This is a genomic window from Pseudomonas cerasi (genome assembly GCF_027983475.1).
Taxonomy (GTDB): Bacteria; Pseudomonadota; Gammaproteobacteria; order Pseudomonadales; family Pseudomonadaceae; genus Aquipseudomonas; species Aquipseudomonas cerasi.
Window position 1 is genome coordinate 190,209 of record NZ_JAQJVM010000001.1, and the last position, 14,266, is coordinate 204,474.

Annotated in this window: 14 protein-coding genes; 5 read left to right on the top strand and 9 right to left on the bottom strand. The window is 59.5% G+C overall.

The window, feature by feature from the left end; all coding sequences use genetic code 11:
* Positions 1–127 precede the first annotated feature (127 nt).
* Together wecB and PI739_RS00890 are read right to left on the bottom strand one after the other, a co-directional pair.
* Entirely contained in the window at positions 128–1,378 is a 1,251-nt protein-coding gene (gene wecB, locus PI739_RS00885) for a non-hydrolyzing UDP-N-acetylglucosamine 2-epimerase (RefSeq protein ID WP_003365455.1), read from the bottom strand.
* Between the two features lie 705 nt (positions 1,379–2,083).
* Positions 2,084–2,350 (bottom strand): YebG family protein, encoded by a 267-nt coding sequence (locus tag PI739_RS00890; protein ID WP_003365454.1) that lies wholly within the window; start codon positions 2,348–2,350, stop codon positions 2,084–2,086.
* Positions 2,351–2,761: 411 nt separating this feature from the next.
* On the opposite strand from PI739_RS00890, the gene PI739_RS00895 reads away from it, so the two are divergent.
* Positions 2,762–3,250, top strand: coding sequence for a phosphate-starvation-inducible protein PsiE (locus PI739_RS00895; protein WP_003316964.1), 489 nt, complete (start codon positions 2,762–2,764; stop codon positions 3,248–3,250).
* A gap of 62 nt (positions 3,251–3,312) precedes the next feature.
* Here the strand turns inward: PI739_RS00895 and PI739_RS00900 are convergent, their stop codons facing one another.
* The 6 genes from PI739_RS00900 to PI739_RS00925 all read right to left on the bottom strand — a co-directional run bounded on the left by PI739_RS00900 (position 3,313) and on the right by PI739_RS00925 (position 9,899).
* Positions 3,313–3,645, bottom strand: a complete 333-nt coding sequence (locus tag PI739_RS00900) for a YXWGXW repeat-containing protein (protein ID WP_003365453.1) — start codon at positions 3,643–3,645, stop codon at positions 3,313–3,315.
* Between the two features lie 263 nt (positions 3,646–3,908).
* Positions 3,909–4,241, bottom strand: coding sequence for a DUF3509 domain-containing protein (locus tag PI739_RS00905; protein ID WP_032609541.1), 333 nt, complete (start codon positions 4,239–4,241; stop codon positions 3,909–3,911).
* An 860-nt stretch (positions 4,242–5,101) separates the two neighbouring features.
* Positions 5,102–5,530 (bottom strand): HPF/RaiA family ribosome-associated protein, encoded by a 429-nt coding sequence (locus tag PI739_RS00910; protein ID WP_003365451.1) that lies wholly within the window; start codon positions 5,528–5,530, stop codon positions 5,102–5,104.
* Between the two features lie 273 nt (positions 5,531–5,803).
* The gene (fecA, locus tag PI739_RS00915) at positions 5,804–8,152 is read right to left on the bottom strand and encodes a TonB-dependent Fe(3+) dicitrate receptor FecA (protein ID WP_003433642.1); all 2,349 of its coding nucleotides are present in this window, start codon (positions 8,150–8,152) and stop codon (positions 5,804–5,806) included.
* A 269-nt stretch (positions 8,153–8,421) separates the two neighbouring features.
* Positions 8,422–9,399 carry a FecR domain-containing protein gene (locus PI739_RS00920; protein ID WP_003349772.1) on the bottom strand — a complete coding sequence of 326 codons (978 nt, stop codon included), beginning with the start codon at positions 9,397–9,399 and terminating at the stop codon, positions 8,422–8,424.
* Positions 9,396–9,899: a sigma-70 family RNA polymerase sigma factor gene (locus PI739_RS00925; RefSeq protein WP_024663435.1), complete on the bottom strand. Its 504-nt coding sequence runs from the start codon at positions 9,897–9,899 to the stop codon at positions 9,396–9,398. The genes PI739_RS00920 and PI739_RS00925 overlap by 4 nt, the downstream gene beginning before the upstream one ends.
* Positions 9,900–10,099: 200 nt before the next feature.
* Between PI739_RS00925 and PI739_RS00930 the strand changes: the two genes are divergently transcribed.
* From PI739_RS00930 to PI739_RS00940, 3 genes are read left to right on the top strand one after another with little or no spacing between them, the layout of a single operon-like run.
* Positions 10,100–10,444 carry a DUF3649 domain-containing protein gene (locus PI739_RS00930; RefSeq protein WP_054080665.1) on the top strand — a complete coding sequence of 115 codons (345 nt, stop codon included), beginning with the start codon at positions 10,100–10,102 and terminating at the stop codon, positions 10,442–10,444.
* Between the two features lie 20 nt (positions 10,445–10,464).
* Complete coding sequence (locus PI739_RS00935; RefSeq protein ID WP_271351728.1) at positions 10,465–12,006, top strand: PepSY-associated TM helix domain-containing protein; 1,542 nt, start codon at positions 10,465–10,467, stop codon at positions 12,004–12,006.
* Positions 12,006–12,338, top strand: a complete 333-nt coding sequence (locus tag PI739_RS00940; RefSeq protein WP_003433638.1) for a DUF3325 domain-containing protein — start codon at positions 12,006–12,008, stop codon at positions 12,336–12,338. Before PI739_RS00935 ends, PI739_RS00940 begins: the two co-directional genes overlap by 1 nt.
* Here the strand turns inward: PI739_RS00940 and PI739_RS00945 are convergent.
* On the bottom strand, positions 12,327–13,202 hold the full coding sequence (locus PI739_RS00945) for an AraC family transcriptional regulator (protein ID WP_096107218.1): 876 nt from the start codon (positions 13,200–13,202) through the stop codon (positions 12,327–12,329). The two genes, PI739_RS00940 and PI739_RS00945, sit on opposite strands and share 12 nt — an antisense overlap.
* A 136-nt stretch (positions 13,203–13,338) precedes the next feature.
* On the opposite strand from PI739_RS00945, the gene PI739_RS00950 reads away from it, so the two are divergent.
* Positions 13,339–14,241, top strand: a complete 903-nt coding sequence (locus PI739_RS00950; RefSeq protein WP_003365436.1) for a DMT family transporter — start codon at positions 13,339–13,341, stop codon at positions 14,239–14,241.
* The last annotated feature ends 25 nt before the right edge of the window (positions 14,242–14,266 follow it).

A 14,266-nucleotide genomic window follows, 5' to 3' on the forward strand; every position in this document is an offset into this window, starting at 1 on the left:
ATACAGGCTGCCGGTCTGCTACAACGTTTTTCGGGCACTCGGTCTGAACCGGGTGCCCGTATCGTTTGCGGACTGCTTCCTGCGGATTGTTTTAGGGTTTGTTTGCGCTGCCTGCGCGTCCTTTTTGCTAACTGGCCATCGAGCGCAACTCTGCATGTTCGTGCTGAGGCTTGATTCGCGTATCCAGTTGCATGTCCACCGGGTCCTGGCGCTGACGCGGCAGCTCGGCGACAAATTCATCCACCGGACGGCCCATCAGGGCATCGACGATCCGTGAGCTGGCTTTGCCGTCGCCATAAGGATTGGCTGCGCGGGATGCGTTCTGCCACAGGGCGTCGTCGTCAAACAGGGCGTTCACGCCGCGAATGATGGCGTCCGTTTCGGTGCCCACCAGGCGCACGGTCCCCGCTGCGACCGCTTCCGGGCGCTCGGTGACATCGCGCATGACCAACACCGGCTTGCCCAGTGACGGCGCTTCTTCCTGCACGCCACCGGAGTCGGTGAGGATGACGTGGGCACGTTGCATCAGGCGCACGAACGACAGGTAGTCCAGCGGTTTGATCAGGTGCACGTTGGGCAGGTCGCCCAGGTGCTCGGTCACCGGCCCCAGTACGTTGGGGTTCAGATGCACCGGGTAGACGATCTGTATGTCGTCACGCCTGGCGAGTTCGCCCAGCGCCTTGCAGATGTTGAGGAAGCCGTCGCCGAAGTTCTCACGGCGATGCCCGGTCACCACCAATACCCTGCGCTCGGGCACCAGGAACGAAAACTGGCGATCCAGGGCATGACGCAACTGGCGATTGCTGTCGATTCGCTGGGCCGTCAGGTGCAGGGCGTCGATCACGGTGTTGCCGGTCACGAACGAGATGCCCTGCAGGCGTTCGCCCAGCACGTTGCGGCGCGACTCGGCGGTAGGCGCGAACAGGTGATCGGAAATCAGATCGATGCAGCGACGATTCATCTCTTCAGGCCATGGCTGACGGATATCGCCGGTGCGCAGACCCGCTTCGACGTGGCCGATGGGGATGCGGCGATGAAAGGCCGACATGGCTGCCACCATCGCTGATGTGGTGTCGCCATGAACCAGCACCTTGTCCGGCTTCATCTCGTCCAGAATCGGGTCGATCGCCGCGTAAAGCGCAGCCGTCAGAGAATTCAGCGTCTGATCCGGGCGCATCACATCGAGGCTGTAGTCGGCTTTGAGCTCGAACATGTCCAGCACCTGTTGCAGCATGCTTTGATGCTGCCCGGTAATGCAGATTCTTGAGTCGATACCCGGCTCTGCAGCCAATGCTCTGACCAGGGGAGCCATTTTGATGGCCTCCGGACGAGTACCGAAAATGGAAAGGACCTTCATTCTGGGGTGCAGACCAGCCATTATTTCCTCCCGCGCCTTTAGCGCGCCGCACAGCAGCAAAAACCAGGCTGAGAACAGCTTGGTGAGACTGCGAGTTGATGAGTTTCTCGGGCGGAAAGATCGGAGTTTGTGGCTCGATGTTCACTTCAGTGTGAATGTAGCAATATGCCTTGTTACCCGGAATTGTCGGGATTATTAGCAGAACAAGATAATAAAGCAAAACGTTTTATTAAGTATTTTTCAAAGTAACAATGGGTAGGAACTTTAGTTTTTCACCACGGTCAGTACAGGGTTGTATTTTTTGAAAAAAGGCGCTTAGGCCAATGAATACGGGGTCTTCGGGGGCTTTTTGTAACGCTTTTCCTGCTGTTTTGAGTGCTGGGTTATTCGCTGTAATTCTGGATGATGGCAAAAAGTTCCAACAAAAATATCAGCAGCGAGGTGTGCGTCACTACAGCAGAATCCTGACGCCTGTTTAATGACAGGAAGAGAGAAGGGGTTCGCAAAAATGACGCTGATATAATGACGCTTGGGAACTTTGATAATGTATCGAGTTTGACACGCTGAGCGGCAGACGGGATGTTAGGAATTAGCTTAGATGCTGTTCAAGTTTGTGCGGCATATACAGTATTGAGTTGTAGCAGCAATACGGGTGATTGCCCAGCCATTAAATGAGAATGATTGGCGACCCCCTCGCAATGAGGGGAGTCGCAGCCCACAGCGGAATCAGTCTTTCGCCTCGGCCGGTTCCGACAGCTCGCTGAGCGCGGTCGCGTTGTTCTTGAACGCAGCGGCGAACACGGCGCGATTCTTGGCCATGTAAATGCTCGCGTCCTCTGCATGCTTCTCCGAGATCCCCGGCACGTTCTTGATCAGGACGTCGGTGAGAAGCTCGGCCAGCTCGAGCATTTGGTCGTGCGCATCGGCGAGTTTACGGTCCACGAAAGTAGTCTCCAGATCGCGGGTACTGCGGTAAAGGGTTTCAACAGCCATTTTGGCCTCGTCGTCTTATCCAGTGTTGAAAGGGCTAGACCCGGACGTTCAGGGCGTCGTGCTCTGACCAGCGGGTATGCAAAGCATTGATCGTGCATGACCAGCGCGCCGGTCAGGTGTAGCGGGGCACTGCGTGAAGACCTTTAGGGAGGCTGGCCTGCGACGCAACAGCAGAAGCGATTTCTCGATTACTGTGTTTTTATACAGTAAAAGCCATGTGCCAATCAAGCCCCGCCTGAATAGTGGCGTTTACGCATCTTTTTTGCGCTGCAAATGTGCCTTGCGACAACCCGCCGCGCTCTCAACCATAGCCTATGGCCCTGTTCCTGCTTTAAAAAGCAGGCCACAAGGGTGTCACGAGTACCCGGCATCATCCGGTCGGCATAAACGAAGGTTCAGAGGTAACGCGTCATGGGGAATAAATGGGCAGTAAAGATAAGACACCGCGTACATGCGCAGGCCGAGTCACTGGGCAACCTGTGTGTGGAGAGCTTCCACTTTCTCGCCCTGTTCGCGATCGGCGCGATCACTGCCTGGGCGTCAGTGGTCGCATTCCTGGGGATGGTCGAGAAAGGCAACGTCACGGTCGATGACATCCTGCTGCTGTTCATCTACCTCGAGCTGGGGGCGATGACCGGGATTTATTTCAAGACCAACCACATGCCCGTGCGCTTCCTGATCTATGTTGCGATCACTGCACTGACCCGGCTGCTGATTTCCGACGTGTCCCATCACAACCCCCCGGACATCGGCATCATCTACCTGTGTGGCGGCATCCTGTTGCTGGCGTTTGCGATTCTGGTGGTGCGTTATGCGTCGTACAAGTACCCGTCAGCGAAGATTCCCGATTCGTCCAGCACCGTCAAAGGTGCAGTGACGGAAGAAAAGGGCGAGATCTGATCGAAGGCAGTGGCGGCATCTGTGCAAGATGCCGCCAGCAATGTTGTTGGACAGGAGCCCAATCAGTTCAGCCAGACCCCGGCACGCCAGTGCCAGCCGTCACCGGCGCTTTCCCAGTGCGGATGTACATAGTGATAGCCGGGACGCTCTGCTTCCCAGTGGCCATGCACCGGCACGAAACGCTGGCCGTTCCAGTGCCAGTAACCGCGTGCCCATATATAGCCGGGACGAGGCGCCGGTTCCACCTCGACGACGCGTTCCGGTGGCGGTTGTGGCGCGATCACTTCTTCAACGTATTCGTGATGGACATGCGGCCGTTCATGAACCACGCGCTCCTCGACACAGCCTGACGCTATCGCAAGTGATGCGATCAATACCCCATAACGTAAGTACATGTTGCCTCCTCGGAATCAACCGCAGGTGCAGTGGCGCTGAGCTCAGTGCCCAGTCGCTCGAATGTTTCTGCGCAAGGATTGTTGTAGCAGGATGTATCTGTACTTTTGCTGAAGAGGAGGAAGGGGGAATGATAGCGAAAGGCCGGTTTTATTGGGGGGAAAGCCCGTTCAAGCAGGCTGGAAAATATTGAGCGGCATCGGGATATTGTTGCTCTGTGCAGTGCCAACAACGGCACTGCACAGCGGGGAAGGGCAGGCGTGCATCAAACCCCGGCATTCACCGTTGCCTGGCTCTGTGGCCACAGACCATTGGCCGGGACAGGTGTCTTTTTCAGCGTCGCACCGTCAGTCATCGCTGCAAGGATCTTGATCGCGCTGTCGCCACGTTCGATGGCGATGCCGAATTGCACGCTTTCTATCAGCTTGCGCAGGCGTTGTGGGTCATTGCGTTGGGCTGCGCTGATCAAGCGCTTGGCAACGACGCCGCATTCGTTGGACAAGGTCAGCATGATGCTGCCGTCCAGCCCTTGAATGCTCAGATTCACCCGATAGTCAGGGTGAAACGTGTCCGTGATCATCTGAAAAGGATTGTCCATATCATTCACCTGCTCAATGGTCTGCATAAGTTGACCGGGTATTAGTCCTTTTGGTTCTCGACGACTGATCAGCGGTTGCGTTACTCCTGCGCTTGCTGCTGACGGTGTTGCTGTCGTCTTTCGCGTTGATGACAGGGTTTCGTTTAGAGAAGCTTTGACGCATTCACGACGTTCAGTTCGCGCCAGAAAGTGGCCGTCCTGATGGCCTGCCTCGTGGCGCGTACTACAGGGCTTTGCATGGTTCGGGCCATATTGCAGGGGCGATGCGCTAGAAGCCGCCGAGCGGGCGCACTCCGCAGCCGCTTCCTGGTTGGCTTTGCCACAGGTCGAGCCGTTCAGTTCGGTTGAGAACAGTGCTTTCCAAGCCGGGCGAAAAACAGCTCCCGGACATGGCCTGCTCGTCTCGCGAATGCGTTTTGCTTATGACTTTTTCGAGTGATTGTCTGACACTCCGACAACCGAATCTTGACGTCAGAGATTCGTAAAGACGGGGTCGAAACCGTACTCGCCCACTGTCCAGGTTCTGACGTTGAGCGTCGTGCTGCGGAGCTGCGGGATGAGTGTTGAACGCTTGTCGGTATGACTGGCTGACTTGCCTGCTCATGGAGGCGAGCAGCATGTTTTTTTGCTCGCCGATGGTGCTCAGGTACAGCCGCTCGGGCTGCACGGTGCTGAATGTTAAATTCGATGGACGGCACCCGGCGATCGAAATGGCGGCGAGGCTAGCGACGGGTCAAGGCGGCCAAAGCTGTGCAGCGAGCGTTTGTGGTGCGTACTGATTGGGGCGTGAACCCATGGCGAACAAAAAGGGCGAACCGTTGCCGGTTCGCCCTTTTCTTGCAAAACGTGTCAGTGAAGCATCAGGTCAGACGAGCGGCTTCTTTCTCCTGCTCTTTTTCCAGAAATTCTTCTTCGAGCAGCGCGTCCGGACTGACCGGATCTTCATCCTGTTCGGCAATGGTCGGTGCGGCGCCTCGTTTGCCGCGCAGTTTGCCAAACAGATGCTCGAGGGCGTGATCGAGTTTTACAGCAGCGCCATCCACAGCCTGATCTACCGTATCGGCCTTGTGGGAAACAGAAATGGGTTGGTGTCCTTTGGGGCGAGCTTCCATCTGGCACTTGATGTCGTGCGGGCCAGGCTTGTCGCCGTTTTCGTCGCGGATGTGGACTTCCACGCGGGTCAGGTTTTCATCGTAGTGTTCGAGCGTGCTTTCAACGGTGGTACGAACCCACTCCTCCAGTCGGATACTGCTTTCGATGTGATTATCGCTATTGACCTGGATTTGCATAGTTAATCCTTATTAGGGCTTGCTCGTGCGAGGCTGGACTGCACGATTCCTGGCGGAATCGATTTCGTTTGCGCTCATTCACAGTGTTGGCGGCAATGGCCTGACAATTCAACCCCAATGTGTAAGAAATATTTCGCAGCAAAAAATGGCTGCCCTGGCGCGCGGCTGCGAATCAGGAACGGACGCAGAGCGTCCAGAACGGCATTCCCACGCGGAGCGTGAGGAACGAGAGGTGTCCGGGAGAACACTGCTCTGGCGCTCTGGCGTCCGAAACTAGAACGCGACCGACGTCTGTACGTACACCGTGCGCGGTTCGCCGACGTATTTGCCGCGGTTGTTGTCGTCGAACGAGCGGGTGTAGTACTGGCGGTTGAAGATGTTCTTCATCCCGACCGCTACGTTGAGGTCAGACAGTTTCGGGCCGAAATCGTAGTTGGCTCGGGTGCTGAACAGCATGTACCCAGGGATCTTGCCGGTGCTGCCATCGGCGCTTTCTGTCGAGGTATTGGCGTTGTCGGCAAACTGGTCGCTCTGGAAGGAGCTGTCGAAATTGAGCTTCCACGGCCCTTCGGTGTAGCTGACGCCCATCGTTCCCTTGTGCTTTGACGAGAACGGCACGCGATTGCCCTTGTTCGGGCCGTCTTCGCGGATCGTGGCGTCGACGAAGGCGTAGGTCGCGTAGATATCGTAGCCGGCCAGCATCGGGCTCAGGCCTTCCAGTGCATAGTTGACGCTGGTCTCGATGCCTTGATGGCGCGTCTCGCCGCGTGCGATCACCGTGTCGTTGGTCTGGTTGCTGTCGTACTGGTTGTCGAAATTGATCAGGAATGCGCCGATCTCGGCCCGCAGGTTGCCATTGTCGTAGCGTGTGCCCAGTTCCCAGGTGCGGGCTTTTTCCGGTTTGACCTCATCCCCGGTGACGCGGTTAGGCATCTGGCTGTACTGCACACTGCCGAACGAGCCTTCGGTGTTGGCGTACAGGTTCCAGGTGTCGGTCAGGTGATAAAGCACGTTCAACGCCGGCAACGCAGTGCTGTAGTCGCCCTGGTAGCGTGCGTTGGTGAGGTTGTTATTTTGGGCGGTGTCGATCATCTCGTAGCGAACGCCCGGCGTGATGGTCCACTTGCCGATATCGATGCGGTCGTCGATGTAGAACGCATGCGCTTCGGTCGCGCCGCGTGTGTCGCGGTCGTTGCGGCTGGCGGTGGTCGGCAGGTTGCCGGTGACCGGTTCGCGGTAGCGCAGTTCGTGACCGGCTTCGTTGACGTAGCGGTAGCCAACGCCGACTTCATGCCAGGTTTCGCCCAGCGCAAAGCCTTGCGAGAAGCGCGTTTCCAGACCGCGTACCCAGTATTCGCGGGGCGACAGGGAAACGAAGCTGCCCTGATCCAGATAGCCGCTGCGCAGGGTCTTGGTGAAGAACGTGTTGGCGGTGAAAACGCGCGCGTCCTGTTCGTAGCGATAGCCGAAGTTGAACATCGTGCGACGGCCCCAGAACTTGTCCTTCAGGCGCGTCGACTGGTAAGGGTCGGCGTCGTAGTCCTTGACGCTCAGGCCGCCGGGCATCTGCGCTTCGCCATCGTAGTACTGTGCCATGGCGTTGAGGCTGTTGGCTTCGTCGATCTGGTATTTACCCTTGAGGATCAGGTCGTCGATTTCGGTATCGCTGTGTTCACGCCAGTCACCGCCGCGCACGCCGGAATACAGAATCGCACCGCCCAGGCCGTTGTCTGCGGTGCCGCCGGCCAGCAGGTTGCCGGTGGTCTTGAAGCCGTCGTGGCTGGACGACGGGCTGGTCTCGGTTTGTATGCCGCCCTTGAGAGTAGGTGCATCAGGGATCGCGCGGGTCACGAAGTTGACGATGCCGCCCACGTTCTGCGGACCGTAACGGACTGCGCCACCGCCACGCACCACATCGACTGCGTCCATGTTGCCCATGCTGATCGGTGCAAACGACAGTTGCGGCTGGCCATAGGGCGCGAATGGCACCGGGATACCGTCCATCAGTACGGTAGAACGCGACGCCAGGCGTGGATTGAGGCCGCGAATGCCGAAATTCAGCGCCATGTCGTGGCTGCCGGTGCCGTTGTTGTCCGGCGCATTGACGCCCGGAATGCGATTGAGCACTTCACGCGCCGATGTCGCTCCGACCCGCTCGAACTCCTCACGACGAATCACGTCACGTGCGCCGGGATGTTCGAAAACGTTGGTTTGCTGCGCCGCGCCCAGCCAGTCGCCTACCACCGTGGAGACACCCAGTTCGATCGGCGCGCCAACAGCATTGACCGGTTGCAGGGTGAAGCCGTTATTGCCATCGGCCATGGCCTGCAGGCCGGTGCCTTCGAGCAAGGCGTTGAGGCCCTGCTCAGGTGTGTACTGACCTTCCAGGCCACGGCTTTTCAGGCCGCTGGTGATCTGCGAACCATACGAAATCAGCACGCCAGACTCACGACCGAACTGGCTCAGCGCCGCTTCAAGCTCGCTCGGCGCAATGTGATACACCTTGGGTGCGACCTCTGCAGCCTGCACCATCGACAGACTGCCGACCGAGAGGCTGGCACCGAAAATGACATGGCGCAATGTGCGCACCAGCGGTGAAAGTTGAGTAGGGCGGGCTGACATGCAGGAGTCCTTTGACCGGAAGGTTGAGAGAGGCTTTCCCTGTCTGTCACGCGAGGATCGAAAAACGGCTCACGCTTTTTGAAAAATTTTAGCCGGCCAGCGCAAATCCAGCTGTCATCCAAAAACCGCTGTGTGACGCAGAGCGTCACGAGCGGCATTCCCACGCGGAGCATGGGGACGATAGTCAGCGGAGTTTCAGTCCCGTATTTCGGGCTCTTCAGGATGTGTACGTCACCATGAGCACCCGGCGTGGAAACGAGCAATCACGATCAAACCCGCGCCTGCACGTTCACCCAATACCGCGTGAAGCGTTGCACGCGCACCGGGAGGGCGCGTTCGAGCATGTCGAGGATGCGCTCGCTGTCGGCCAGCGGGTAACTGCCGGAAATAAGCAGCCCTGCAACCTTCGCATCGCAATTGAGACGACCGCGGCGGTAGCGGCCCAACTCTGCAAGAAAATCCACCAGCCTCATGCGCGACGCCACCAGCATCCCGTCCGCCCAGGCGCCACTGCCTGCGTCCAGCGGACGAACCTTGTCCCAGGCATCACGACTGAACGTCACCTGTTGGCTGGCCAGCAGCATCAAACCGGGGCCGCTCTTGCCGGCAGGGACTATTTCAAGGGCTCCGGCAAATACGGCCAACTGCGTGCGCCCATTCAGTTGACGCAGGTTGAAACGACTGGCGCCTGTCGACGCCCTGACCGAGCCTTCGGCACTCAACAGGTTCAGCGGGCGCGTGTCCGCCGAGGCCGTCATGAGGATTTCGCCCTGTAGCAGTTCGATCAGGCGCTGCTGAGCATCAAAACGCACATCCACCGCGCTGGCAGTATTCAACTGCACCTGACTGCCGTCGCTCAACGCCACTTTGCGCTGTTCACCCACGCCACTGTCGTAGTCGGCCAGCAAAGGTTGCAGGGCGATCTGCTCGCGCAGGCTCCAGCCCGCTGCCGAGCCTGCGCCGAGCAGCAACAGCAGCTTCAACGCATGCCGACGGCTGGCGGACTTCGGCGCATTGAGTGCCGCGTGCGCCAGCGGCGAGGACAGTCCACTCAGGCGCTGATTGACCCGCTGCATGTGCGCCCACGCCCGTTGATGCTCGACGTTGCCATTGAGCCACAGCTGCCAGGCGTGCTGACGGCGGGCATCCAGCGTGCCCTCCTGCATTTCCAGCAGCCAGCCAACGGCCTGCTGTGCCACGGCGGGCGAGATGTCGGATTTGTTCAGGGACTCGCTGTTGGTGTTCATAGGGCGAAATAGCAGCGCAGGGCGGCCTTGTGCAGATGGCGCTTGACCGTGGCGATGGAAATACCCAGTTCGGCAGCGATCCGGCCATGGCTCAAACCGTCGACCTGCGACAGCAGAAACGCCTGCTTGACCAGGGTCGGCAGGCCGTCCAGCAGTTGATCGAGTTCCACCAGGGTTTCGAGAATGATCGCCCGCTCTTCTTCCGAAGGCGCCACGCTCTCCGGCAGTGCGGCCAGTGCCTGATAGTAGGCGTGCTCCAGGTCCTGACGCCGGTAGTGATTGCACAGCACGCGCTTGGCAATGGTCGTCAGAAAGGCACGCGGCTCGATAATCTGCGACGTATCGCGTGCGCCCAGGACCTTGATGAAGGTGTCCTGCGCCAGATCTGCCGCGCTGTGCGGGCAGCCGAGCCTGCGCCGCAACCAGGTCGTCAGCCAGACGTTGTGTGCCCTGTACAGGCCTTCGACAGTGTGATTGAGAGCGGAGTGGGCGACGGGCATCACGGGAAACAATCCACGAGGACTCATTGATGGCGTGGATTCTGGCAGACTCTTTTGCGTATGAGAATATTTATCATTAATATTGCGGTTCATTTTTCCCGTTCGGGATGAATGGCGCACACCGCCGGCTTTCGTTGCGACCCCTTCCTGGCCGCTTGTGACCGGCTTCCCTGGTTTCATGAATCAATGCAGAACCTTTGATGGATGTCACCACCGCAAGCCGCCCGTTGCCGGAAAAGCGCACGGTAAAAGCCAGAACCAGGGGCGTGACGGCTGCCTATCGCCTTGCCATTGTCTCGCGGACACTGGCTGCGGTATTTGCCGGTTACCTGCTGGCGTCGTTGTTCAGTACCTGCATCGCACAATGGCTGCCGATTACCCGCGCCGAAGCGGTGGTGACGGGGATGATGTTCTCGTTTCTCGCCTATCTGGGCGCGGTGCTCTGGTGTTTTGCCTGCCGCACGGCGCTGCAGGCGTGGGTCGGGGTGCTGACGCCCTGTGCACTGTTGGGCGCGGCCTACGCCTGTGGTCGGTGGTTGCTGTGAAGGAGGGTTTTCGCCAGTCGATGGCCTGGTTGCACACCTGGGTCGGTTTACTGTTTGGCTGGTTGCTGTTCGCGATTTTTCTGACTGGCACGCTTTCCTATTTCAAGGACGAGATTACCCACTGGATGCAGCCGGAGATTCCGGTGCGCGCCCTTGATGCAGGCGCCAGCGTGCAACAGGCTCAGCTTTATCTGCAAAGCCATGCCGCCGGGGCCACGCGCTGGTTCATCAGTCTGCCCGATCAGCGCACGCCCGGCCTGATGGTCGGCTGGCTGCCCGAAGGCAAACAGGGCCAGCGCAACAACTTCGTACGCAAGCTGCTCGATCCGCAGACCGGCAGTGAGGTGCAGGCGCGTGACACACGCGGTGGCGATTTCTTCTACCGGTTTCACTATCAACTGCAGATGCCATATCCCTGGGGCCGCTGGCTGGCAACCAGCGCCGCGATGGTGATGCTGGTCGCGCTGATCACCGGCATCATCATTCACAAGAAGGTTTTCAAGGAGTTCTTCACCTTTCGTCCGCGCAAGGGCCAGCGTTCCTGGCTGGACGGGCATAACGCGCTGGGCGTGCTGGTGCTGCCGTTTCACCTGATGATCACTTACAGCAGTCTGGTGATCTTCATGTCGATGGTGATGCCCGCGAGCATTCTCAGCCAGTACGACACCGTCCAGGCCTTCTACAGCGAAGCCTATCCGTTTCCGGAAACGGTCAAGCGCGAAGGCACTGCTGCGCCGCTGGTGGCGCTTGCGCCATTGGTCAACGCAGCGAATGCGAAATGGGACAGCGGTCAGGTGGGTCGGGTTATCGTTGATAATCCGGGCGACAGCACCGCTTCGATTCTGCTGACGCGTGACGACAAGGGCAGCATTGTGCCGGACCGGGGCGGGGCGCTGACGTTCAGCGGTGCCAGCGGCGAACTGTTGAACGAAGTGCCCGAGCGCCCGCTGGCGCTGCTGATTTCCAGCGGGATGTATGGCCTGCACGTAGGCCATTTCGCCGAACCGTTGCTGCGCTGGCTGTACTTCATTTTTGGTGTCGCCGGGACTGCAATGATCGGCACCGGGTTGGTGATGTGGCTGGGCAAGCGTCAGCTCAAACACGCCAAGACCGGCGTGCTGCCGCTGGAACTGCGTGTGGTCGAAGTGCTGAACATTGCCAGCATGTCCGGGTTGATGATCGCCGTGGCCAGCTTTTTATGGGCCAATCGTTTGCTGCCTGGCGGATTCGTCGGGCGTGCTGATTGGGAGGTCAGCGTGTTCTTCACGGTTTGGGCCGTGTCAGTCATGCATGCTGCGCTGCGCAAGGGGCGTAGCGCATGGCGAGAACAACTGTGGCTCGGCGCGCTGCTGTTCGCCGGTCTGCCGGTGCTCGATCTGCTGACCTGCGGTCGCTATCTGCTGGATGCGTTGATGTCAGGAAACCGGGTGTTGGCGGCTTTTGACCTGACGGTGCTGGTCACCGGGCTGTTCCTGGGCTGGGCGGCGCTGAAGTTCAAGGCTGCGCCTGCCGGTAAAACCTCCCGCGTCTCGTTGCCGGTCGTACCTCAGGAGGCCCCCTGATGCTGCTGGCGGCCTTGCTCTGTTATGTGGGGTTCACGTGCCTGTGTCTGTCCATGGCCCGACATTACGGTGAACTGCTCAAGGGGCCGTTGACCGAACAGCGGCGACGGCTGCTCAAACTGGCTGGCTGGGGGGCGCTGTTACTGTCGTCGTGGGCTGCGGTTCATGACTGTGGCTGGATGATGGGGACGGTGTACTGGTTCGCTGCGCTGATGGGCAGCGCGGTGTTGCTGGTTGCGTTGCTGTCGTTCCGTCCGCGTTGGGTGCTGGCACTGGCGGGGTGTGGGGCGCTGTTGAGCCCGTTGGCCGCGGTAGGTCAGTTATTGGCCTAACGCCGTTCTGTATTCACCCGGTGTCGCCCCTGTGGCCTGACGAAAGCGGTTGCTGAAATGGCTGGCGCTGGCGAACCCGCAGGCCAGCGCGATCTCGCCCAGCGGCTTGCCGGTGCCGCGCAGTAACTGGCGCGCCCGCTCGATACGCCGCGCCAGCAGGTACTGGTGCGGCGGCAAGCCGAAGCTTTCGCGAAACATGCGTGCGAAGTGGTATTCCGACAGCGCGCACAGTCCGGCCAGTTGGCCAAGGCTCAGCGGGTCGGCGAGATGCATTTCGATGAAGTCCACCAGATGCCGGCGCAGGTGCGGCGCCAGGCCGCCTTTCAAGCGCAGCCCTTCGCGCAGCCCAGCCTGGCTGAGCAGCGCATGGCTGACCATCTCGTGCGCCAGGCTGCTGGTCAGCAGGCGCTCGCCGTGTTCTGCCCAGTTCAGGCGAATCAGCTGCCGGAAGCGTGCCGCCTGTGCGGGGTCTTCCAGAAAGGTGTTTTCCCGCAGTTGCATCTCGCGCGGCTCACGGTCCAGCAGGGTCACACAGCCCAGCGCAAACTGTTCCGGGCTGAAATACAGATGCGCCAGACGGATCTCGCCATTCACTACCCAGGCGGACTCATGGCCGGCAGGCAAGATGCACAGTTTGCCCGGCGCGCCTTTCTGGTCGGGTCTGCCGCGGCGAAAGGTCCCGGTACCGTCCTCGATATAGCACGACAGCGTATGGTGGGTCGGTGCGTGATATTCCTGCGAGTCATGCCGATTGTTCCACAACGCCGCCACCAACCCGTCGCCCAGCGGCGCGCTTTGCTCCAGATGGGCATTGGGCGAACTGTTCAGGGCCTGAAAGACCTGGATGGATTCAATGGTGGGCATGACGATTCCTCTAGGATTTGTATCCTACTCGCTGGCGACGCCGCTGCCAGTAGCGCTTGAAGCAAATGCGCAAGATTGTGCAAGCGCTGGCAGACCGGCACGCAGCAGACTGATGGCTCATCAAGGAGCCTGCACCATGAACCTCTCGCTTTATCTGCTGACCGTGCTGATCTGGGGCACCACCTGGATCGCTCTGAAACTTCAACTCGGCGATGTCGCGATTCCGGTATCGATCGTCTATCGCTTTGCCCTGGCAGCGTTGGTGCTGTTTGCATTCCTGTTGCTGAGCAAGCGTCTGCAGCCGGTCAATCGTCGTGGCCAGTTGATTTGCCTGGCGCAGGGCGTGTGCCTGTTCTGCGTCAACTTCATGTGCTTCTACACGGCCAGCCAGTGGATACCCAGTGGCCTGATCGCGGTGGTGTTCTCGACCTCGACACTGTGGAATGCGCTGAACGCACGGGTGTTCTTTCGCCAGAAAATCGCCAGCAATGTACTGGCCGGTGGCGCCATGGGCCTGATCGGTCTGGCCTGTCTGTTCTGGCCTGAAATGTCCGGGCATGGCGCGAGCCGGCAGACCCTGATCGGCCTGGGACTGGCCTTGCTCGGCACGCTGTGCTTCTCGGCGGGCAACATGCTGTCGAGCCTGCAGCAGAAAGCCGGTCTGCGTCCGCTGACCACCAATGCGTGGGGGATGTTCTACGGGGCAACGATACTGGGCATGTATTGCCTGCTGAGCGGCACGTCGTTCACCTTCGAATGGAACACGCGCTACGTAGGCTCACTGCTGTTTCTGGTGATCCCCGGCTCGGTGATTGCGTTCACTGCCTACCTGACCCTGGTCGGGCGCATGGGGCCGGAGCGTGCGGCTTACTGCACGGTGCTGTTCCCGGTCGTGGCGCTGAATATCTCCGCCTGGGTGGAAGGCTATCAGTGGACCTTGGCTGCCTTGCTGGGGCTGGTGCTGGTGATGGTCGGCAACGTGCTGGTGTTCAGGAAGATCAGACCGGTTGCCGTCGTGGTCGGCGGCAAACTGGCCTGAGTTGGTGGCTATCGTGCCTTTCCGG

Bases quoted from the DNA above. Each gene is read 5' to 3' on its own strand.
- wecB (WP_003365455.1), bottom strand. From the start codon at position 1,378: ATGGCTGGTCTGCACCCCAGAATGAAGGTCCTTTCCATTTTCGGTACT.
- PI739_RS00890 (WP_003365454.1), bottom strand. From the start codon at position 2,350: ATGGCTGTTGAAACCCTTTACCGCAGTACCCGCGATCTGGAGACTACT.
- PI739_RS00895 (WP_003316964.1), top strand. From the start codon at position 2,762: ATGGGGAATAAATGGGCAGTAAAGATAAGACACCGCGTACATGCGCAG.
- PI739_RS00900 (WP_003365453.1), bottom strand. From the start codon at position 3,645: ATGTACTTACGTTATGGGGTATTGATCGCATCACTTGCGATAGCGTCA.
- PI739_RS00905 (WP_032609541.1), bottom strand. From the start codon at position 4,241: ATGGACAATCCTTTTCAGATGATCACGGACACGTTTCACCCTGACTAT.
- PI739_RS00910 (WP_003365451.1), bottom strand. From the start codon at position 5,530: ATGCAAATCCAGGTCAATAGCGATAATCACATCGAAAGCAGTATCCGA.
- fecA (WP_003433642.1), bottom strand. From the start codon at position 8,152: ATGTCAGCCCGCCCTACTCAACTTTCACCGCTGGTGCGCACATTGCGC.
- PI739_RS00920 (WP_003349772.1), bottom strand. From the start codon at position 9,399: ATGAACACCAACAGCGAGTCCCTGAACAAATCCGACATCTCGCCCGCC.
- PI739_RS00925 (WP_024663435.1), bottom strand. From the start codon at position 9,899: ATGCCCGTCGCCCACTCCGCTCTCAATCACACTGTCGAAGGCCTGTAC.
- PI739_RS00930 (WP_054080665.1), top strand. From the start codon at position 10,100: ATGGATGTCACCACCGCAAGCCGCCCGTTGCCGGAAAAGCGCACGGTA.
- PI739_RS00935 (WP_271351728.1), top strand. From the start codon at position 10,465: ATGGCCTGGTTGCACACCTGGGTCGGTTTACTGTTTGGCTGGTTGCTG.
- PI739_RS00940 (WP_003433638.1), top strand. From the start codon at position 12,006: ATGCTGCTGGCGGCCTTGCTCTGTTATGTGGGGTTCACGTGCCTGTGT.
- PI739_RS00945 (WP_096107218.1), bottom strand. From the start codon at position 13,202: ATGCCCACCATTGAATCCATCCAGGTCTTTCAGGCCCTGAACAGTTCG.
- PI739_RS00950 (WP_003365436.1), top strand. From the start codon at position 13,339: ATGAACCTCTCGCTTTATCTGCTGACCGTGCTGATCTGGGGCACCACC.